Source organism: Chlorogloeopsis sp. ULAP01, assembly GCF_030381805.1.
GTDB lineage: Bacteria > Cyanobacteriota > Cyanobacteriia > Cyanobacteriales > Nostocaceae > Chlorogloeopsis.
In genome coordinates, this window is the sequence record NZ_JAUDRH010000007.1 from 134,929 (window position 1) to 156,405 (window position 21,477).

14 protein-coding genes are annotated in these 21,477 nt (G+C 41.3%); 7 read left to right on the forward strand and 7 right to left on the reverse strand.

Features of this window, described 5'->3' with window-relative positions; all coding sequences use genetic code 11:
* Positions 1-259 precede the first annotated feature (259 nt).
* The gene (locus QUB80_RS15450; RefSeq protein WP_289790401.1) at positions 260-742 is read left to right on the forward strand and encodes an ArsC/Spx/MgsR family protein; all 483 of its coding nucleotides are present in this window, start codon (positions 260-262) and stop codon (positions 740-742) included.
* Between the two features lie 991 nt (positions 743-1,733).
* The gene (locus QUB80_RS15455) at positions 1,734-3,710 is read left to right on the forward strand and encodes a right-handed parallel beta-helix repeat-containing protein (RefSeq protein ID WP_289790402.1); all 1,977 of its coding nucleotides are present in this window, start codon (positions 1,734-1,736) and stop codon (positions 3,708-3,710) included.
* A gap of 40 nt (positions 3,711-3,750) precedes the next feature.
* On the opposite strand, the gene QUB80_RS15460 is transcribed toward QUB80_RS15455, so the two are convergent.
* The 5 genes from QUB80_RS15460 to QUB80_RS15480 all read right to left on the reverse strand — a co-directional run bounded on the left by QUB80_RS15460 (position 3,751) and on the right by QUB80_RS15480 (position 11,356).
* The gene (locus QUB80_RS15460; RefSeq protein ID WP_289790656.1) at positions 3,751-4,044 is read right to left on the reverse strand and encodes a Mo-dependent nitrogenase C-terminal domain-containing protein; all 294 of its coding nucleotides are present in this window, start codon (positions 4,042-4,044) and stop codon (positions 3,751-3,753) included.
* The gene (locus QUB80_RS15465; protein ID WP_289790403.1) at positions 4,044-4,481 is read right to left on the reverse strand and encodes a hypothetical protein; all 438 of its coding nucleotides are present in this window, start codon (positions 4,479-4,481) and stop codon (positions 4,044-4,046) included. Before QUB80_RS15465 ends, QUB80_RS15460 begins: the two co-directional genes overlap by 1 nt.
* Before the next feature lie 179 nt (positions 4,482-4,660).
* Positions 4,661-5,041 carry a response regulator gene (locus QUB80_RS15470; protein WP_289790404.1) on the reverse strand — a complete coding sequence of 127 codons (381 nt, stop codon included), beginning with the start codon at positions 5,039-5,041 and terminating at the stop codon, positions 4,661-4,663.
* Between the two features lie 92 nt (positions 5,042-5,133).
* Positions 5,134-8,745, reverse strand: a complete 3,612-nt coding sequence (locus tag QUB80_RS15475; protein WP_502875299.1) for a PAS domain S-box protein — start codon at positions 8,743-8,745, stop codon at positions 5,134-5,136.
* Positions 8,746-8,932: 187 nt separating this feature from the next.
* The gene (locus QUB80_RS15480) at positions 8,933-11,356 is read right to left on the reverse strand and encodes a response regulator (protein ID WP_289790405.1); all 2,424 of its coding nucleotides are present in this window, start codon (positions 11,354-11,356) and stop codon (positions 8,933-8,935) included.
* 820 nt (positions 11,357-12,176) lie between these two features.
* Here QUB80_RS15480 and QUB80_RS15485 point away from each other — a divergent pair.
* The gene (locus tag QUB80_RS15485) at positions 12,177-12,983 is read left to right on the forward strand and encodes an aldo/keto reductase (RefSeq protein WP_289790406.1); all 807 of its coding nucleotides are present in this window, start codon (positions 12,177-12,179) and stop codon (positions 12,981-12,983) included.
* 516 nt (positions 12,984-13,499) lie between these two features.
* Here QUB80_RS15485 and clpB read toward each other — a convergent pair.
* Complete coding sequence (clpB, locus tag QUB80_RS15490; protein ID WP_289790407.1) at positions 13,500-16,118, reverse strand: ATP-dependent chaperone ClpB; 2,619 nt, start codon at positions 16,116-16,118, stop codon at positions 13,500-13,502.
* A gap of 456 nt (positions 16,119-16,574) precedes the next feature.
* Between clpB and QUB80_RS15495 the strand changes: the two genes are divergently transcribed.
* From QUB80_RS15495 to QUB80_RS15510, 4 genes are all read left to right on the forward strand, one after another.
* Positions 16,575-16,853, forward strand: coding sequence for a TIGR02450 family Trp-rich protein (locus QUB80_RS15495; RefSeq protein WP_289790408.1), 279 nt, complete (start codon positions 16,575-16,577; stop codon positions 16,851-16,853).
* 657 nt (positions 16,854-17,510) lie between these two features.
* Positions 17,511-18,377 carry a ferredoxin:protochlorophyllide reductase (ATP-dependent) iron-sulfur ATP-binding protein gene (bchL, locus tag QUB80_RS15500; RefSeq protein WP_289790409.1) on the forward strand — a complete coding sequence of 289 codons (867 nt, stop codon included), beginning with the start codon at positions 17,511-17,513 and terminating at the stop codon, positions 18,375-18,377.
* A gap of 30 nt (positions 18,378-18,407) precedes the next feature.
* Positions 18,408-19,217, forward strand: coding sequence for a DUF5331 domain-containing protein (locus QUB80_RS15505; RefSeq protein ID WP_289790410.1), 810 nt, complete (start codon positions 18,408-18,410; stop codon positions 19,215-19,217).
* Between the two features lie 68 nt (positions 19,218-19,285).
* A complete protein-coding gene (locus QUB80_RS15510) occupies positions 19,286-20,686 on the forward strand; it encodes a ferredoxin:protochlorophyllide reductase (ATP-dependent) subunit N (protein WP_289790411.1) in 1,401 nt (466 codons plus the stop codon).
* A gap of 433 nt (positions 20,687-21,119) precedes the next feature.
* Here the strand turns inward: QUB80_RS15510 and QUB80_RS15515 are convergent, their stop codons facing one another.
* Positions 21,120-21,413 carry a hypothetical protein gene (locus tag QUB80_RS15515; RefSeq protein WP_289790412.1) on the reverse strand — a complete coding sequence of 98 codons (294 nt, stop codon included), beginning with the start codon at positions 21,411-21,413 and terminating at the stop codon, positions 21,120-21,122.
* Between the last annotated feature and the right edge of the window lie 64 nt (positions 21,414-21,477).

Sequence of the window (21,477 nt, forward strand, 5' to 3'; positions counted from 1 at the left end):
TCCGCCAGAGAATAAATTCTCTGTCTCAGAGCATAAGTCCGTTAAAACGGACTCAAATCTTATTACAGTCAGATTTATCTGACTTGAGCTATGAGCCAAGAAATTTATTTCTTGGCGGTATGAAAAGCTGGTACAAGATGTGAGACTAGGGACTAGGTACTAGGGATTAGGAATAAAGAAACCTTAATACCTGATACCCAATCCCCAATCACCAGTACCCGATCCCTTTGATATCTTAAAACCAGTAGGAGTTACTGTAATGGCAAGGGTAATTTTTTATGAAAAACCAGGTTGTAAGAACAATACTAAACAAAAAACTCTGCTTACAGCTGCTGGTCATGAAGTGATTGCCTACAACCTACTCGCAGAACCTTGGACTATTGAGCGTTTGCGCTCATTTTTTGGCGATCGCCCTGTATCAGAATGGTTTAATCGCACTGCTCCAAGAGTACAATCAGGCGAGTTAGTACCCGAACAAGTTGATGCCCAAACCGCTTTAATGTTAATGCTCCAAGATCCATTGTTAATTCGCCGTCCTTTGATGCAAGTAGGCGATCGCTACGAGGTAGGCTTCGATACCGAGAAGATTGATGCTTGGATTGGCTTAAATCCTAAAGATGCAACTTTGAAGGAAATCACAGAAAAGCTAATCGAACAGGACTTACAAGGCTGTTCTCACAAGCACGGACATGGACATCACCACAATGAACACGAGCCAAAGCAGGGTTCTTGTAATCATTGATTGTACATAGTTCCAACTCTTGAACCCAAGCTAGCTGCCAAAAAAATTCGCGATCGCAAGCGTGCGATCGTGTTTTCTTATGATATTTTTCTACTATTTAAGTAATATTTCGTAGTAGCCAGTATATTAAATTACCTTAACATATGAGATAGTTCCCACTTCAGATATTGTGTTGTTACGTCTTTACTTTGTCAATTAGTGGTTTATCCTGATATATGCAATACAGAAGTTGGGTAATTCAGCAAACTAAACCAGAGAAAAAGATGGAGCGAGTGAAGTTCAAATTTTCATCACTATATAAATAAACTATCTCTCTCAAACCCTTGTAGATAAGGTTAAATTACCTCTTATAACAAGAATTTTAAGTGCTAAACTCAGTTATCCAAAATGAAATGGCTGGGATACGAGAAAAGCCAAGCTAAAGATAGAATAGTTTATCTTGACAAGCTAATTTCCACAAAATCTGACTTAAATCTATATATAGGTAATTTTGCATAAAAAAATAGGCTGTAATAATCACGGAAGACTTTAGCTGTAAGTAAAGCTAAATTGTAAACAAAAGCAATAAAAATAGAAGCAGTACATAATATGCAGCTTACTTATTAGCATAAGATATGCAATAGTAAAAATCTGTGTCTTACTCTCCATTATCTAGTAGTTTATTAGCACTTGAAATTTAGTTTTACTATGGCTATGGAGTCATAAATTTATTTTGACAACCAATTTTGGTTAATTAAAAACTAATTTAATCAAAATACTTTAAAAATCAAACTTGACTAGCAATAGATTAAATTTGATTTGATTTTGAGAACAATTTTAATCAGCATATTTTGAATAAAAATTAGCTAATTTCACTAATTTTGATATTTTTTGAACAGATTCTTGCAGATATAAATTTGTGCAAGGGCAACTTTACTCATGTTTTATTCATGGGAACGATTTTTTTGAAAATAAAAATGAAATATTAGCTAAATAAAGAGTGGAGGTTGTAATGATACATAGGGTATATTTAATATTTTTAGTATTGATTGGAACTATAGTTTATCCAATCAAAGGCATAGCTCAAAGTGAAGGTCAAACAAATAGTTCAAATCTTACTATTCAAGATTTTATCGAGCTAGGATCTCAATCTCTCAAAAGTACCGATGCTACTAAGATAACTGGCGCTAACGTAGATGAATCAAAGGTGTCTCAGATTATCTATGTATCAAAGAGTATAGGAGCATCTGACACTAACGATGGCAGCCAACAAAATCCACTTTTAACAATAGGTACAGCATTAGAAAAGGCTAGAGGATATTTGTCACAGGGTATCTCAACGAAAATAGCATTGAGTCCCGATGTTTATCGTGAAGGTTCACTCAAAATAGATTACCGCTTTCCAAAAGTTCCAGATGGAGTGGTGCTAGTAATTGAAGGACAAGGAAGTACACCTACAGTCATCAAGGGTTCTGATCTGGTACCACTGTCTGCATGGACACCAGCGATTAAAACTGACAAAGGCTTAATATATCGTATGCCTTGGAATTATGATTTTGGTAATAATGGTGGGCCATACGGCAAATATGGGCCGAAGAACATACTTGCACATAGAAGGGAACTTGTATTTGTAAATGGCAGACAACAAAGACAAGTATTACTTGAAAAATATAACTATACATTCCCTAACGCCTTCCGAGGAAGTGGTAGTTATGAGTACTTGGGATTTGTAGAGCCTCAAGAAGCACTGCTTCACCCTGGAAGTTTTGGTATTGCAGAAAAGAGTGAAAATGGAGATTTTCTTTATCTTCTCCCGAATAGCAATGTCAACTTTAAAAATGCGACCATCGAAGTAGGAGTGCATCCATTCTTAATGCGGTTTTACCAAGTGCGTAATGTAGTCTTACGAAATATTTCATTTCGGCATTCAGTAGGTACGTTGGGTGGAACTGCTGCTGTGATATTTGGTGAAGAGTGGAATAATCAACAGTCTTTGATTAACCGAAATATTTTAATCGACCAATGCCGCTTTGAATGGAATAATTACCAAGGACTTTATTTGTTCAAAACCCAAGATGTAACTGTAAAAAACAGTGTCTTTAACTACAACGGCTTCATGGGTGCATCAACAGACAATATGGTAAATGGGCTGTGGATTGGAAATAGTACAAACTTCAATAACTGGCGTGGCAATCTTTCAGGTTGGAGAGGCTGGGCAATCAGTGGGGCAAAACATCACTTCGCTAGAAATGTGTTGTTCAAAGATCAGCAGGCGATCGGCAACTTTACCAATGGAATGTGGTTCGATCACGAAAATAAGAATGTAGTCATAGATAACTTCGTTGCGGTGAAAAACTCAGCAGGATTATTTTTAGAGGCTTCACCAGGGCCTTTTCTGATCAAGAACTCTTTCATCTCTGACTCTATGCATAGGGCAGGAATTGATATCAGCAATGCCCAAAATATAACAATTTTAGACTCAGTTATTACCAATAATCCAAATCAAATTTCCCTTGTGGGAGCATCCCGATATTACTCTAATTCCACTGCTTATCATATAGGAGAGGTACAAGAAATTAGCGATATTCCCGTTGGAGTGGGGCCACTCGCTATCCGAAATTCACTGATTTCTTCAGAAGCATCAAACCAGATGTTATTCTTTGCCAACACTGGAAATAATAGGATGTATACTTCAGTATTTCAGAATAACTATGAATCATCTAATAACACTTATTGGTCACCAAAAACTAAGTCTTTTCTCTTAGAGCCAGATTATCCCTCTGTTCCTGGCTCTCCAGCAACTGATATAGAAAAGTGGAAATCCTATACGGGTGACAACGGACAGTGGATAGAACCAAACTTCAATTCGCCTAAAGTCTATGATTATACCCTCTCTAATGTTGATGTGCGTTCCTACTCTATGCCTGAGGAATTACAACAAAAACTTCAAAGTTTTGAGAATTTTTTTAGTCAAATCAATCGAAAATAAGCAATTTTATTTCAGAAAATAATAGTGATTGTGTTTACTGTTAACAATATATTGTTACATCTTCACCATGACGATCCGCTAAATAAGTTAAAGCTCGAAAACGTAATTCAACTAACTGTTCGTAGAAAGGATTAAGTTTACATAGAGGAGGAATATAGAGAATAGTACGCTTGCAAAGTTTTATTTCTCGTTCAAATGGACAACTAGCAGGAATGATTTTACAGAGTAAGCGTGCAAATCTATAGTCTTCTATTTTTAGAGATTTAAGCTGTTGGCGAATTGGTTGCAAAAAGATATTGACAATAGAGTTTGAAGTGAATGTATTAGTTGACATCATATCGTTAGTGAAGGAGTTTGTTGAGGAATTATTAAGACTTTCTCAAGTAATAAATTATCTGATACAGAAGTATCTGCCATTAATGCTATTTTTGTGTTTTCATTGAGAAGAATTTTTCCCTCAGCAGTGAAGCTGAAGTCTTGACCGAGAATAAATCCTTGCTGAATGAGCTTACCAATAGCAAATCTAATAACGTTGTCAAGTAAATCAGTATAAGGTTGACAATCAGAAAAGTTATCTAATATCCAATGACAAGTATCAGTATCTGTGGCAGATAATTCAAATACAGCTGCTGTTAAAAGCGAGTCTGTATATTGATAGTCTAGGTTCAGATGTAAATGCTCTATCCAATATTCAACTAGCTGTTTATCTTGAAACTTTAAGACGTATATAGCTCTTTCGAGGTGAAAGTGAAATAGTTCTAAGTTGTTCATAAATTTTAGATATAAAATATGTGGATAGAACCTAACTAAAATATCAAGTTTCCTAATGATTGGTGTTGACTCCACTCTTAGGTAAAGCATGATTGAGTTGTTGGTCTTTTGGATGCTTTTAACTTTAAAACTGAAAAATGCAGAAATTGTGGAGATGAAAGAAAATTAGAAAAAATTTTTTAACTCTCCCAGTTGAGAGCGGCTGCAATTTGAGTAGGCAACTTCATAGCTTTGAAGGGCTTGGTAATAATTGCTCGCACTCCCAGTTCGGCAAATCGGCGCTGCTCGGCAGCTTGCGTCTTGGCTGTTAGTAAAATCACTGGAATTTTATTAGTGGCGGGATGTGCTTGTAATGCCTTAAAAGTAGCGATTCCGTCCATGTCGGGCATCATGACATCTAAAAGAATTACATCTGGCTGTTCGGCAACTGCCTTTTTTACTCCTTCACTGCCTGAGGCGGCAGTCGTAACTTGCCAAGCTCCTACTGCTTTTAAGGAGAGTTCAGCCACTGCCCGAATATCATATTCATCATCAATAATGAGAATGTGTTTCGTAGTCATAATAAACTCTACTTTTACACTAGTAGAATACGGTGAAAATAACTAAGCAGTAAAATAAACTAAAAACCCTACTATATAAACTTTCCAGGCTTCTACCTTTCTTCACCCTGATCGCCAATCATTCGATTGAGTAAATTAATTACTCGTTGTTCAAATTCCTGCGGGGTTATGCGTCCTTTGGTGAGAAATAGGGTTTGTCCTAGCCTTAATCGTTTGCGATCGCCCTCATCCAAATCGCGTGCTGTATATACAACTAACGGTACTTGGCAGAGGCGGTTATGCTGCCGCAGCCAATCTACTACAGTAAAACCGTCACATTCTGGTAATCCCAAATCCAGTACTAATAAGTCAGGGATAATGTTTTGGCTTACTTGTATAGCTTCTCGCCCGGTTTGGGCATAAAAAGTGGTAATGTTGTGGCTATTAAACATGGCAATGAGTACCTGTGCCAAATCTTGATCGTCTTCTATAATCAGTACTTTGAGAGTTTGATTTTGTCGAGTAGTAGCTTTGTCTAAAGCTTGGCACAACAACTTGATGTTTGGAGGTTTGACAATCCAGTCACTCACCCCTTCCGGCAGACCTTTACTCGCATCGGGTAATAAACCACTGAGAATAATTACAGGGATGTTTTGGGTATGTGGCTGTTGTTTGAGAATGGCTAAAGTTTCCCAACCGTCCATACCAGGCATCATTAAGTTAAGAATAATTGCATCAGGATGGTTCGCTGTTGCTTCCTCTACAGCCTCTTGTCCCGATCCAACTGCCAAAACTCGATAGCCTTTTTGTTCTAGCATGGTTTGCACAACAACGCGAACTGAAGGATCGTCGTCACACTGCAGAACTAGAGGAGGAGTGGGGGAGGGGGAGAGTGGGAGAGGGGGGGAGAGGGAGAGGGGGGGAGAATAATTCTCCGTGTCCCCGTGTCCCCTTGTCTCCGTGTCCTCTTCTGGGAGGATTGGTAGGGTAAAAAAGAAAGTACTACCTTCTCCTAAGGTACTTTCAGCCCAGATTTGCCCGCCATGATGTTGCAATATACTGCGACAAATAGCTAAACCCAAACCGGTTCCCCCTTTTTGGCGAGAGTCTGAGGCATCAACTTGTCCAAAACGCTCAAAAACAGTTTCCAATTTCTCTGCCGGAATCCCGCGCCCTTGATCGCGGACTTTAAATAATATACTGGGAGATGAGAAAATAATCTCCCTGTCCCCTGTTCCCTCTTCTGCGCTCAACCAAATCGTAGAACCTGGTGGTGAAAATTTAATTGCGTTACTGAGTAAGTTGGTAAGTACTTGAATAATGCGATCGGGATCGGCCCAGAGACGAACTGATAAGGGAGAAACTGATATTGTTACCCCTGCCTGTGCTGCCATCTCTTCCATCAATTCAACTGACTGCCTGATTAAGTCAGCAGAATCACAGCTTTGCTTTGTCATCTGTATCTTTCCTGACTCGATGCGTTCGATATCTAGGATGTCGTTGATCAGACGTACCAGCCGATCCGTGTTGCTGGCAGCAATATTTAACATCCGTTGAGCATCTTCGGGCTGTGTTTGCAAAATGCCACTGGCTAGCAAATCCAAGGCTCCAGATATAGAAGTCAGGGGTGTGCGCAATTCGTGGTTAACTACCGAAACAAACTCATCTTTGAGGCGCTCGACTTCGCGGCGATCGCTAATATCCTTCATGAAGCAATAATGTCCAATGAATTGCTGTTGATCGTAAGCTTTGACCATCACTACTTGTTTATCAAAAACTGAGCCGTCTTTGCGTACAGCCCTAGCTTCTATTTCTGCTTTGCCGTTGGTAAGCATTTGTTGGTAGGCTGCACTCAATTTTTCCCAATCGTCTGTATGAACAGTCAAAACCCACTCCATGCCAATCATTTCCTCGCTTTGGTAACCAACCATATTGGCATATGCTGGGTTTACCTTGAGATAACGTCCCTGTTTATCCAACAGCGAGATACCTTCTACTGCACTTTCCAGCGCCTTACTGAGGTGGCGCAGTTCTTCTTCGGCTCGCTTGCGATCGCTAATGTCAATTGCGACACCACCAAGAAATAATTTTCCAGCGCTATCCCAAATAGGAAACTTAAAAACTAACCAATTGTGGAGAGTGCCATCGGGTGTTGGTACTGTTTCCTCTAACTCAGCTGTTTGTCCTGTAGACACAACAACTTGATCGTGCTGATGAAGTTCCTGTGCTACCTCTATGGGAAACCTGTCAAAGTCTGTTTTCCCTCGTATATCTGCGAGCTTGACTTGGAAGATATGTTCAAATGTTTGATTAACATAAACATAACGTCCGTGGGCATCCTTCATAAAGCTAACTGTGGGACTATTATTCATGAAGGCATGAAAACGTTGTTCGCTTTCGCGCAGTGCTTCCTCTGCTCGCTTGCGATCAGTAATGTCACTACCAATGCCGAGAAACCCTGTAATATTGTTATGAGTATCACGCAAAGCTGTGATTGAGAGCAGTACTGGGAAACGCGAACCATCCTTGCGGATGTAAGTCCATTCGCGTTCGTCTACCTCCCCAAGGATCGCATGGGCAACAAAAACCTCAAACCCTGCTTCAATAGTGAATCCTAATTCTTGCGATAACTGTTGCGCCCTCTGTACAATTTCGTCTTGATCGTGGATGATAACTGGGGTTGTTTTCCCAACTACTTCTGCTGCTGTATATCCTAATAATCGCTCTGCGGCACGATTAAAGGTGAGGATAGTACCATCTACCGTTGTGGAAATAATTGTGTAGTTGGCACTATCCAAAATTGCTCGCTGGAGCATCGTTGTCTGTTGGAGAGCTTCCTCGGCTCGCTTGCGATCGCTAATATCTAGGGTGACGCCAATCATGCGGGTAGGGCTACCATCAGCCTCACAAATAGCGCTTCCCCGTGCCAATACCCAATGAACGCTATGATCGGGCCAAATGTTGCGGTACTCCGCTTCATAATCAATTTTTTGTTCCAACGCTCGACTGACAGATTCGCGCACGTAAGCACGATCTTCAGGATGGATGCGTTCAAATAGCATACTGTAGGAAAGCTCTACTTCACTTGACAAACCAAAGTTTGCCTTGCACTGAGCAGATGCAGATAATTCTCCTGTTTTCAGATCAAGTTGCCAAGCCCCAAGTTTAGCTGCCTGTAATGCTAACCTTAGCTGTTGTTCGCTTTCTTGCAGTGCTTCATTGGCTTTTACTAGCTCTTTTGTTCGTTCTTGAACTCGGATTTCTAACTCATCATGGGCTTTGCGTAATGCTGCTTCCGCTTTTTGACGTTCTGCAATCTGCTGTTGCAGTTTTTGGTTAGCTGCTTCTAGTTGGGCTGTACTAGGTATTTCCAGTGCCTTAGGTACTAATTCCACTAATATGATGGCTGTATAAAGTGAAACTAGTGCCGTAATGGCTTTAATCGAGCCAGATAGCCAGTAAATCGGATGCCAAAGTGTCCAAACCTCCATGACATGAGTTGTACCGCAAGCGACGATAAACACTCCAAACAACAAAAAAATCCTTTTGAAAGGAACATCTTGTCGCTTCTGGATGAAATAGAACAATGTGAAGGGAATCGAATAATATGCTAGAGCAATTAAGGAATCTGATAACAAATGCAACCACACCAACCCTGGATTCCACAGATAACAATGTCCGTGAGGGATAAAGGGGCTGGAGGTGAAAAAGGTATGTAATACCATTTTGGATACTTCAATAAGCTCAGTACAAATTTTGGATTTTGGATTGGAAATAGCCTTCTGTGTCTGGATTTGGTGAATGCATCTGTCGCAATCATTTTCTAAATTGTTGTAATAATTCTAATGTATATTTTTATATTGACTGGAATTAGTTGAGGATAGGGAAGAACTGTACCCTGTCACCTGTAACCTAGTATTTATAATTACTCAATACTTTATTTCTTCCCGTTATTTTTGCCTGCTCAAGAACTGTGTCAGCAGACTGGTAGAGGGCTTGAAGATTGTTACCAGCTTGAGGATACTCTATAACTGCTGCACTGAAGGTGGCATGAAATTTTTGAGCATTAGCAGTTGTAAACTCAATCTGACGAAAACTCTTGAGAACTTCTAAAAGCCTTCGCACTCCATCACTTTTGTTCATTCCCGCCATCCCCACAACAAATTCCGTACCACCCCAACGACCGACTACATCCTGAGTGTGGAATACTTGTCGCAACAATTGCCCTAAACGGGATAATACGCGATCGCCGATCATATGACCATGCTGATGATTAATTTGCTTGAGATTGTCTAAATCCACAATAGCGAAGCAAAAGGATTGATGGTGGCGATCACTCCATGCTAGCTGACGTTCTATGTCTTGGGTGGACTTGCGACGATTGGACACAAACGTTAGGGCGTCGATTTCTGCTAGATGCCGTTGAGCAAGCGATCGCTCTAAACGATTGAGAATTCGAGTAATCAGTTCTGGTTCAACAATCGGTTTGCTAATGTAGTCGTCAGCACCCGCCGCAAATATCTGCTGTTTAGTTATAGTATCGCTATGACCTGTGAGAAATAAGATAGGTAATCCACTCCACCGAGGCTCATTACGTACAACTTGGCATAACTCTATACCACTTATTCCAGGCATTTCCACATCTAAAATCAGCAGTTCCGGTTCAGCAACTGCTATGGCTTCCAAAAATCGAAGTGGATTATCTAGGGTGTAAACTTTAACTCCCCAAGGAACCAGTAAAGTCTGGACAGCAGCTAAGATCTGAGGATCGTCGTCTACAACCATTACCTTTGCTTCAGTGGGAAGAGAATATTGTAATATTTGATGTACTGTTTCCAGTACTGTAGTTGGAGAAATCGGCTTCTGTAAGACCGCACGTCCACCCAAACGGGCAACTTTTACCCGGTCTAGGAGACTGTTTTGCTCTGTCATAATTATTACTGGTACTGCTGGAATACGGTTACTCAGTTCTGCTAATAAAGCCAGAGCATTTTCTGCATTCTCGTCAGAGGGAAGCTCAAGCAATACAACATCAGGGCAATCTTGAGTTAGCAACTCCTTCGCAGCGATCGCATTTGGGGCAATTTGCGTTCGCGTAGCGTGCGCTAAACGCACTCGTGTATCCCAATTCTTTGTCTCCCTCACCAACATCTGGGCGAATTCCCTATCGTGCTCGACAATCAACAGCGATGGACGTTCATTCGCTAGTTGATTGACTGATAACAATCCCGGCTTATACCTGAAGTTCAACAGTTGCAACTCTTGGCGCAATGCCAAAACTAATTGCATCAGATGCTGTTTTGTTGCTGGTTTGAGTTGATTGCCTTTTTCTAATAGAGACTCTATTTCTTGGGCTAGACGAGATCCTTCATCAGAGCCAAACATACCTAGAGAACCAACTAACTTGTGAGCCTCTAGCTTTGCTTGTGACTGCATTTCCTCACTTAGTTTTCCCTGTAACAGTATGGTAGAAGCTTGTCCAATCGCAACCACTCGCTCTTCAAGTTTGTGTACTACCTCCTCCCAAACTTTAGAAATTCCAGTTGAAACTGGATTTTGGTTGGTGGAAACAGACTCAGAGAGGTTGAGACGCTCTGACGCGGAGAAACTTTTATTTACATTCCCCGTGTCTCCACCTCCCCGTGTCGCCGCGTCCTCTTTCTCGGCTGGCTTGAGTCGATATCCAATGCCATAAACAGTCTCAACTGGATCTTCTCCAAGTCCCACTGCTTTGAGTTTCTGCCGTAAACTTTTCATATGGGATCTAACTGTGTCTTCTGTAGGTGGTTCTTCAAATGACCACAAATGATCTATTAAGGCACTACAGCTAAAAATCCGGTGATTGTTACGTAGAAAAAGTTCTAGTAAACCGTACTCCTTGGGAGTCAAATGCAGAAGCTTGCCATTACAGCTAACTTCGCAAGTACTAGGATCGAGTTGCAGGTTTTTCCAATGCAACACAGGAGGTAATGCTGAACCACTCCGACGCAATAAAGCACGGATGCGAGCTAATAACTCTTGAAAATCAAAAGGTTTAGCAACATAATCATCTGCACCAGCATCTAAACCTATCACCTTAGTTTTGCTGGTATCTTGAGCTGTTAATAGAAGAATAGGTGTTTGATTACCGCTTGCTCTTAAGCGCCGACAGAGACTAATTCCATCTAGTTTAGGCAGCAATACATCTAGCAAAATCAAGTCATAAGTAAATAAATCGGCAAAATCCCAACCTTCCTGCCCATCCTTGGCAATATCAACAGCATAATGCTGATTTCTCAGGGATTTGGCAAGTGATTGGGCTATGACTTCATCATCTTCAATTAATAAAATTCTCATAGCGGCTCATAACCGCAAAATCCTCATTAATTCAATGAAAATGACTAAATCTTTTTGTAAAGATATACTTTTAGCCTAGCTTAACTTGGACAGTAGTTTAACTTGCCTTTGTAAATATCAACATCTTGCACTATCTATTTCTAACGATGATATGGATTAACTTCTCCCTATCAATTTTCTGAGGATAGACTAGGCAAAAAAAAGCAAGATAGAAGGGAGCAGCAAAGAAGTTTTTGCCTCTTCCTCACAATCTACACCCTCCAGTGACTAACCCTCAGCCTTCAGACTTTCACTAAGTTTTTTGCTCAAAAATTTAAATGTAATTACAAATGAATTACCAAATCAATTTATAATGTATATCTAATCACGTTTTACTAACAGTATTAATCTGACTTTTATCCTTAATAATTGCGAAAATAGCTTCTTAATTAGCTTAAATTTATTTAATCTTTTCTAATAGGTGAATAAAATCTGACATAATATTCTAGTGACAATCAAAATGCAAAAATTCACCTTCGAGGTGAGTTCACTAAGTGAATGGATATATTTTAATTGACACCTATCAGCCTGTTTATCTCAATTGATTTCAATACAAAATCAGGTTGGAGGTGTTTTTCTTGTTCCATTTAACTACGAACTATCTTGGTGATTTTAAAACTATATGATAGTAATTCTTAATTAAAATGTAGAGCTTAGATTGTTGTGAAAATGATTATCGTCTAATCAAACTAATTTTACAAGTGAAAATCAGGATTTAAAGATTTAACTTAACTGGTTTTAATTGTTTTGATGCAAGCTTTTTGAATCGGGGCAGTCGAGTATGGAGTTAGTAACCCAAAACGGACAGCCAACAAGCATAATCGGTTTGGCGGGGCATTCAGGGTTAGATAGTACGGCAGTGACAGTAGCATTCGAGGCAGGAGTCAATTACTTCTTCTTTTACAACCTAAAGTTTGAGAGCTTGTTGGGGGGACTAAAATCTCTTTTAGCGAGCAAACGCAAACAAGTTTTGGTTGCAACAGGATATCAAGAACGGGATATTAGCGGGTTGCGTAGTTATTTCGACTCTGTGCGTCGTTGTCTAAATGTCGATGAAGTGGATGTCTTTTTTGCTGAGTATGTCTGTCCTGATGATGATATGACTCAAGTTGAGGCAATGCTGGATGAATTATATTCTTGGCAAGAAAAAAGACTTGTACGTTATGTGGGAGTTAGTACCCACAACCGAACCCTTGCCTTGAAACTAATTAATCTAGGTAAGTTTCAGGTATTGATGCATCGTTACAATATGGCTCATCGCAAAGTAGAAGAGGATGTTTTACCATCTGCTTACAAGGCTGGGATTCCTGTGGTTGCTTTCACCTGTACACGTTGGAAAACTCTTTTACAAGGGCATCCCCGTTGGCAACAAGAACCTCCTACTGCGGCGGATTGCTATCGCTACGTACTACATCAAAAAGCAGTAAATTTAGCACTTACAGCCCCACAAAATTTACAACAATTAGAGGCAAACCTGTCTGTCCTCAATGCTCCACCACTCACTCCTGAAGAAATTGACTATTGGCAAGCATACGGCAACTTGATTTACGGGACAGGACAAGATGCATTTGAGACTCAATGGATGTAAGTAGCAGGAGGAATAAATAGGGGCTAGGGACGCTTGAAGAGGAGCCAGCGCTCTTGGTAGGGTTTCCAACGGACAGTTCCTACAACGGGAGGCTTTGGGGCCCCCACGGAGGAGCTCGCCGTGGGCGGGTTTCCCGACTTGTAGACGCCCGTCAGGGCGGCTTCCCGGAGGGTAGCGACTGGCGTTGGGGTTGGGGGGAGACCCCTGCAACGGACTGTCCTCCTCCACAGGCGACTGGCGTAGACGCCGAAGGCGGATAAGCGAAAGTAAGGGTTCCCCAACTTGTAGACGCGCTTTGCGCGGCTTCCCGTTCCCCGGAGGGGTTCCGAAGGTAGGCTGGCGACTGGCGTGAGGGGGACAGGAGCCAGTGCGCCCTTGCGGTTTCCTCCGTTATAGCACCTGGCGTGGTGAGACAAGGAGACAAGGCACAAGAACGTGCTGATCGATTCTCCGTGTCCCCACCTCCCGTATCCTCTTCTTCCCAATCACCAATCCCCGATACTCAGTACCCTTTTATTAAGTGGTTAACAACTCAACGGGTAAACGCTTGAAAGCAAGGCGTTCGTTTTCGACATCGACAAAGATGGTGTCGCCGTCGTTGAATTCGCCACGTAATATAGCTTTAGCGATCGGAGTTTCTAATTCCCTTTGAATCGCTCGCTTCAAGGGACGTGCTCCAAATACAGGGTCGTATCCTACTTCGGATAAAAAGTCAAGTGCAGTATCCGAGAGCTTGAGAGACATTTTGCGATCGCCCAATCTTTGCTGCAATCGGTTGACTTGCAGTTGGACAATTTTGCGCAATTCCTGTTTCTGCAAACCGTGGAAGATAATGATTTCATCAACGCGGTTGAGAAACTCTGGACGGAAACTATTTCGCATGGCTTCCATCACCCGATGGCGCATTTCATCGTAGCGGGAGTCATCTCCTGCTAAATCGAGGATGAACTGCGAACCGATATTGCTAGTCATAATAATGATCGTATTCTTAAAGTCTACGGTATGACCTTGAGCATCGGTAACGCGTCCGTCATCGAGAATTTGCAACAAGATATTGAAGACATCCGGATGTGCTTTTTCGATTTCGTCGAAGAGAACTACTGCGTAGGGACGACGGCGAATCGCTTCGGTTAATTGTCCGCCTTCTTCGTAACCTACGTATCCTGGAGGCGCACCAATCAGCCTGGAGACTGCGTGTTTCTCCATATACTCGGACATATCAATCCGCACCATTGCCTCTTCGGTGTCAAATAGATAGGCAGCCAACGCTTTTCCTAACTCAGTTTTACCAACACCCGTGGGGCCGAGGAAAATAAAGCTAGCGATGGGACGATTGGGATCTGCTAAACCAGCACGAGAGCGCTGAATGGCATCGGCAACGGCTGTGACTGCTTCATCTTGCCCAATCACGCGTTGGTGCAGTTCATCTTCTAAGTGCAACAGTTTTTCTTTCTCAGATTCGACTAGCTTACTGATGGGAATACCCGTCCACTTAGAAATTACTTCCGCAATGTCAGATTCGGTGACTTCTTCGCGCAACAGTGATTTGCCACTACGTTGAGTTTGTGTTAATTCACTTTCTGCTGCTTCTAATTTACGGTGCAAATCGGTTAACTTACCGTATTTCAACTCAGCCGCACGGTTGAGATCGTAGTTGCGTTCCGCTTGCTGAATCTCTAAATTCACACGATCAATTTCTTCTTTTACAGACTGAATTTTGGTGATAATGTCTTTTTCAGACTGCCATTGAGCATTTAACGCCCTTTGTTCTTCTTTTAAGTCTGCCAGTTCTTTTTCTAATTTTTCCAAACGTTCCCTGGAGGCAGCATTGCTTTCTTTTTGCAGCGACAGCCTTTCCATTTCTAATTGCAGAATCTTGCGATCAATTTCGTCAAGTTCTTCTGGTTTAGAAGTAATCTCCATTTTCAGTCTGGCTGCGGCTTCGTCTACCAAGTCAATGGCTTTGTCTGGCAAGAAGCGATCGCTAATATATCGACTCGACAATGTCGCGGCTGCAACCAAGGCACTATCAGAAATTTTCACCCCGTGGTGAAGTTCGTAGCGCTCTTTCAACCCGCGCAGAATCGAAATTGTATCTTCTACAGTAGGTTGATCTACATAAACTTGTTGAAAGCGTCGCTCTAAAGCAGCATCTTTTTCAATATACTTGCGATATTCATCTAACGTTGTCGCACCAATACAGCGCAATTCACCCCGCGCCAACATTGGTTTGAGCAAGTTGCTGGCATCCATTGCCCCTTGGGTAGCACCTGCACCAACAACTGTGTGAATTTCATCAATAAACAAAATTATATTGCCACCAGATTCGGTGACTTCTTTGAGGACGGCTTTGAGACGTTCTTCAAATTCACCTCGGAATTTTGCCCCCGCAATCAAAGCACCCATATCCAAAGCCATCAGCTTGCGATCTTTGAGCGACTGGGGTACATCACCAGCAACGATGCGCTGTGCTAAACCTTCCACGATCGCAGTCTTACCCACGCCCGGTTCCCCGATCAATACGGGGTTATTCTTGGTACGGCGAGAGAGAATTTGAATAGTACGGCGAATTTCATCATCGCGTCCGATCACCGGATCGAGTTTACCTTGACGTGCTGCCTCGGTGAGATCGCGCCCATATTTCTCCAGTGCTTGGTATTTGCCTTCTGGATTTTGATCGGTCACTTTCTGGCTCCCCCGAACTTGTTTAATAATATCTTTTAGTTTTCTTTCGTCTAATCCAAATTCTTGAAATAGACTTTTGCCAAAGCGATCGTCTTTGGCGTAAGCAAGTAATAAGTGTTCTATTGAGATATACTCGTCACCAAACTCTTTGCGATAGGTATCAGATCGATCTAAAAGTGTATCTAAACTCCGTCCTAAGTATACAGAACTGCTGCTACCAGATACTTTTGGTTGACGTTGGATAAATTGATCGGTGCGATCACGCAGCTTTTGAACGTTGACACCTGCTTTGTTAAAAATCGGGCTGGCTAAACCTTCTTGATCTAGCAACGCCTTCATCAGGTGTTCGCTTTCGATCTGCTGCTGTTGATATTGTTTGGCAATTTCAGGAGTATGCGCGATCGCTTCCCAAGCTTTTTCTGTAAATTGGTTTGGATTGGTTGGTTGCATAGGCTTTTCGAGGAACGAACAACAAAACGCGCACAAAATAAGTTTTGTTCTTATAAAGTCATTGTAAAAAGAAGCGAGCATCTAGCTGGATCGGTCTTCACGTCTTTCTAAAGTAGTATTACCGTCTGAGAAGAGGACAAGGGGATGCGGGGACGCAGAGACACACATAGCAGTAATTCATGTTTGCTATCCAACCAGTGGTAAAGGTGTTGTCCTAATTGGATGAGTGCGGATGGGCGATCGCTTTTTTGCTGATAGTAATTTTGCTCACATAAATTAAATGGCTTGATTCAGTAAATCCCACTATTTCATCTTCTAGTGTAATCACTTAATTCTGAAATTTTTAACTATGTAATCATTCCAAGGCATTGTTTTACCTATTGCACAGCGAGTTACGATGATTTTAGGTAAAGTAGCAAATGCGAAATGATAGACAGTATAAAACTTTGACTACAAATGACTAAAAAACCAAAATTTCCTTACTTAGTTGGTTCTAAATGGACAGCCCAAAAAAAAGTCGATGGTTGGCGACACTTCCAAGTTGTCAACCGTAAAAATCAGGGTAAATGGGTATATGCCGAAATGGTAGCTTCTTGTGACTCCAATGTCCGCTTTTGGATCAACGCTAAATTATTGCAAGATAGTTCCCAATGGCACCCCGGCTGGCAATCATTGCAAGAAATCGAGGCAATAGAAGGAGAGGTTTCGCGATCGCCCTGCTCGTCATCAAGCTAATTTTGCGAAAATTAAGTCAGTTTTTTTAAATGTAATAATTTTTTATATCTTTTTGAAAATAAGGCAGACGGCAGACGGTAGCCCCGATGAAACAAGTTTCACCGCCAGACATGAAAAACCTCACCCCTGCCCCTCTCCTTGGTAAGGAGAGGGGTGTCCGACACGACGGGGTGAGGTAACTTTCAAGGCAGAAGGGGTAATTTGATGACGAGCTTTTAGGCTGTTGCCCCTGGGGGAGTAGCTTGAAAAGGCTACAGGGAGCTAGTGCGCCTTTGCCCTGCAAGATCCCCGACTTCTTAGAGAAGTCGGGGATCTGTTTTTTGTGACTTTTACCATAATTCTTTTGATTCTAAGCATATATTTCATAAGGTTTTCAGTTATTTGTATTTTGTAACTAATTTACATTATTTAATTATATAAATTTATTAATTTAGATTTTAAAGAGCACTGGAAGCATTTGGAATTCCTATAATTAAAAAATCAATTAATTTCAAAATATTTAGCTTGATAGCGACCTAATAGACTTTAACCACCCCTTTATTTTCAGTTTTATTTGGACAATAATGGCACTCGAAGACCTCACACATCGTCATCCAAGGCGGTGCTGCAAGTGTTTGAGCCAAGAGTTTGATAAAAAAACGATAAGAGGCAAAAACAGTGAAATTAGCAGTTTACGGAAAGGGCGGTATCGGTAAATCTACAACAAGCTGTAATATATCTGTGGCTCTAGCCAAGCGCGGCAAGAAAGTGCTGCAAATTGGTTGCGATCCAAAACACGACAGCACCTTCACCCTGACTGGCTTTTTGATTCCGACTATTATCGATACCCTTCAGGAAAAGGATTACCATTACGAAGATATCTGGCCAGAAGATGTAATCTATAAAGGTTATGGTGGAGTAGATTGCGTAGAAGCTGGTGGGCCTCCTGCTGGTGCGGGATGCGGTGGCTACGTAGTAGGCGAGACGGTAAAATTACTTAAAGAGCTTAATGCTTTTGATGAGTACGATGTAATTTTATTTGACGTTTTGGGCGATGTGGTTTGCGGTGGTTTTGCCGCTCCTCTCAACTATGCTGACTACTGCATGATTGTTACTGACAACGGCTTTGATGCTTTATTCGCTGCTAATCGGATTGCCGCTTCTGTACGCGAAAAAGCACGGACTCACCCTTTGCGTTTGGCTGGCTTAATTGGCAATCGTACTTCTAAGCGCGATTTGATTGACAAGTATGTGGAATCAGTACCAATGCCAGTATTAGAAGTCTTGCCTTTGATTGAAGATATTCGTGTTTCTCGTGTCAAAGGTAAAACTTTATTTGAAATGGCAGAGCATGAACCATCTTTAAATTACGTTTGCGATTATTACTTAAATATTGCTGATCAACTACTGGCAATGCCAGAGGGTGTCGTTCCGAAAGACGCCCAGGATCGGGAATTGTTCTCTTTGTTATCTGATTTTTACTTAAATCCGAATAAACCACAGGTTCCTAATCCGGAAGAGGAATTAGACTTGATGATTGTATGAATCATTTTTTTTCTCAGGATGAGGGACAACATGGCCTTTTTTTACAGCTTTACAGAGTCATTAAAGCAGAAGTGGTTGCATTTTTTTCAGGTCAATCGTGATTGGATCAAGCTTCACATGGAGGTTGAATCAGTTTATACACCGGATGGCGGAAAGCGACCACCTTCTTACCTCATCTTGGGAGTAGCTAACGCCCTAGAACCAAAACTAGCGCAATTAATGCTACCCTTTTCCAGACTGAATCCTGATGCTGATACTCTCATTGAGGTGCTGGGTTTAAATTTCGATCCAGACTATGCCCTCGGTAACTGCCTGATACCCAAATCACAAAGCTCGGAAGATGGGGATGAGTCAGCAGTATGTTTGGAAGAAAAACTCCATGATGAAACACTGACGATTCCTCAGATTAATGGTTTTGGCAACGGTGCGATCGCTCAAGAGATGGGAATAACTGATAACCATGAACAAAACCAGATGGGTAGCGATGAAACTGTGCGAGATCAACTCAGAGCCGTGGCAGTTGCAACCTTGAATGGATTAGACGAAAATTTCTCATTTCCAGAGCAGCAACCTAAAAATGAGTCCCCAGAGCTAATGCAAAGCGATGAGGAAGATGAATTTGGTGATATTTCTTTTGATGAATTAAATGAAATAGGCAACCAAATTTCGGCTACCGTTGCACCAGAAAAGGATGATTTTACCGAAGTTTTGTCAGATGTTTGGGGTGACGAAACAGCACAACTTCAGGGTGAAAGCAATACTGATATTTTTGTAGGGGAAGAACTGACAAATAGCACTTTTGATGACTCGGAAATTGCCCGTCTCTTCCCCAAAGCGTGAGTTGGCTAGTAGCTAATAGCTATTAGCTATTAGCTATGCCTTAAAAATCAAGGGGAGAATATAAAAAAATGACTGTAGCTCAACCAGAAGCTTTAAATTTTGAATGTGAAACCGGTAATTATCATACTTTTTGCCCAATCAGCTGTGTAGCGTGGTTATACCAAAAAATAGAAGATAGTTTCTTTTTAGTGATTGGTACCAAGACTTGTGGCTACTTCCTGCAAAATGCGATGGGGGTAATGATTTTTGCGGAACCGCGTTATGCAATGGCAGAGTTAGAAGAAGGAGATATTTCAGCACAGCTCAACGATTATGAAGAACTAAAGCGGCTGTGCTTGCAGATAAAACGCGATCGCAATCCCAGCGTTATTGTTTGGATTGGCACCTGCACTACCGAAATTATCAAAATGGATTTGGAAGGCTTGGCACCAAAGCTAGAATCTGAAATTGGTATTCCCATTGTTGTAGCTCGTGCCAACGGCTTAGACTACGCCTTCACTCAAGGAGAAGACACGGTGTTAGCCGCGATGGCTGCCCGTTGTCCTAATCAGGCTCCTGTGGTAGAAACTGAAAAGAATGAGCGTAACGCTATTCAAAAGCTGCTCAACTTTGGTAAGAAAAAAGAAGAAGTTGCTGAAGAAGAGGCTGAATATGTTAATCACCCGCCTCTGGTTTTATTTGGTTCTCTCCCCGATCCTGTGGTTACTCAGTTAACCTTAGAACTGAAGAAACAAGGCATTAAAGTTTCTGGCTGGCTACCCGCCAAGCGCTTTACAGAACTACCTGTGATTGAAGAAGGGTATTATGTTGCTGGTGTTAATCCCTTCCTCAGCCGTACTGCTACTACTCTAATGCGCCGTCGTAAGTGTAAACTGATTGGTGCACCCTTCCCGATCGGGCCTGATGGTACTCGTGCTTGGATTGAGAAAATCTGTTCGGTATTTGGTATTACTCCCAAAGGGCTTGAAGAACGCGAGGCTCAAATTTGGCAAAATCTGGAAGAGTATATTAAATTAATTCGCGGCAAGTCAGTCTTTTTTATGGGCGATAACTTGTTAGAAGTTTCTCTAGCGCGTTTCTTGATTCGCTGCGGCATGATAGTTCAAGAAATTGGTATTCCCTACATGGATAAACGCTACCAAGCTGCTGAGTTAGCTTTGTTAGAGAAGACTTGCCAAGAAATGGGCGCACCAATACCAAAAATTATCGAAAAGCCAGACAACTATAACCAAATCCAACGTATCTATGAGTTGCAGCCTGATTTGGTAATTACTGGTATGGCTCATGCTAATCCATTGGAAGCACGTGGTATAAATACAAAATGGTCTGTAGAATTCACCTTTGCTCAAATTCACGGCTTTACCAATGCCCGTGACATTTTAGAATTAGTAACTCGTCCTCTGCGTCGTAATCATAATTTAAAAGATTTGGGTTGGGAAAAATTGGTTAAAGAAGAAGCCAAGATTTAAGCATTTGTTTTTCTACTCTTTGGTGAATATTTAATTTGTTTGTCTAGAGATTGGGTAAATATTTATGAGAGCGATTGCGTGGATGCGATCGCTTTTTTATTTAAGCTGCGTTTCTGTCGGAGAATTATGTTAATCTCACCACCAATGGCGAGCAGACATTCACACAAATCACAGCAAAAACTACAGTTCAGTTTATTAATAAAAATTTCAAGAGAACAACTAACAATAAACCTATACTAAATTTTATTTTGATGATTTTAATACCAATTTGAAAAAAGAATGCGACAAATAGACATTGTAGAGACGTGCCATGGTAAATCTCTACATCAGGATGTGTTGCAAACATTTTTGAATTGGTAGAATTTTACTACCTTAATGTATAAGATAGGTTCATTTTGAGTGTTCCTATAGGGAGTTATCCAAATGTAATTCATCATGACTCTTCAACTAATGTCATCAAACGTTCTAAAGATTGTGTCAGTTGGCTGAGTTTTTGCAGTGAATTATCTTGGATTTCAGCAAGAGTTTGTACTGCATCGCACAATGCCAAAATTTGGTAGCCTTGTTGCTGTACTTGTTTTCCCTGTTCTTCAACTTGAGTGCTGAGATTATCCACTCTATACGCCAGACGCTCAATCGTCTCAGTCGTTGAGAGCACTGCTTCTCCAATCTGCTCAACGATTGATTCTAGGCGATTTAATTTTACTTCCACATCTGCTACAACCATTTTTTAACTCCTCAATGTTGAGATAGAATGCCAGCAAAGTTTTCACTTAGTTTTTATATATTTT

Excerpts from the sequence above, each read along its gene's own strand:
- QUB80_RS15485 (WP_289790406.1), top strand. The coding sequence starts at position 12,177 with ATGGAGTTAGTAACCCAAAACGGACAGCCAACAAGCATAATCGGTTTG.
- QUB80_RS15480 (WP_289790405.1), bottom strand. The coding sequence starts at position 11,356 with ATGAGAATTTTATTAATTGAAGATGATGAAGTCATAGCCCAATCACTT.
- clpB (WP_289790407.1), bottom strand. The coding sequence starts at position 16,118 with ATGCAACCAACCAATCCAAACCAATTTACAGAAAAAGCTTGGGAAGCG.
- QUB80_RS15495 (WP_289790408.1), top strand. The coding sequence starts at position 16,575 with ATGACTAAAAAACCAAAATTTCCTTACTTAGTTGGTTCTAAATGGACA.
- QUB80_RS15475 (WP_502875299.1), bottom strand. The coding sequence starts at position 8,745 with ATGGTATTACATACCTTTTTCACCTCCAGCCCCTTTATCCCTCACGGA.
- QUB80_RS15465 (WP_289790403.1), bottom strand. The coding sequence starts at position 4,481 with ATGAACAACTTAGAACTATTTCACTTTCACCTCGAAAGAGCTATATAC.
- QUB80_RS15450 (WP_289790401.1), top strand. The coding sequence starts at position 260 with ATGGCAAGGGTAATTTTTTATGAAAAACCAGGTTGTAAGAACAATACT.
- QUB80_RS15505 (WP_289790410.1), top strand. The coding sequence starts at position 18,408 with ATGGCCTTTTTTTACAGCTTTACAGAGTCATTAAAGCAGAAGTGGTTG.
- QUB80_RS15470 (WP_289790404.1), bottom strand. The coding sequence starts at position 5,041 with ATGACTACGAAACACATTCTCATTATTGATGATGAATATGATATTCGG.
- QUB80_RS15460 (WP_289790656.1), bottom strand. The coding sequence starts at position 4,044 with ATGTCAACTAATACATTCACTTCAAACTCTATTGTCAATATCTTTTTG.
- QUB80_RS15455 (WP_289790402.1), top strand. The coding sequence starts at position 1,734 with ATGATACATAGGGTATATTTAATATTTTTAGTATTGATTGGAACTATA.
- QUB80_RS15510 (WP_289790411.1), top strand. The coding sequence starts at position 19,286 with ATGACTGTAGCTCAACCAGAAGCTTTAAATTTTGAATGTGAAACCGGT.
- QUB80_RS15515 (WP_289790412.1), bottom strand. The coding sequence starts at position 21,413 with ATGGTTGTAGCAGATGTGGAAGTAAAATTAAATCGCCTAGAATCAATC.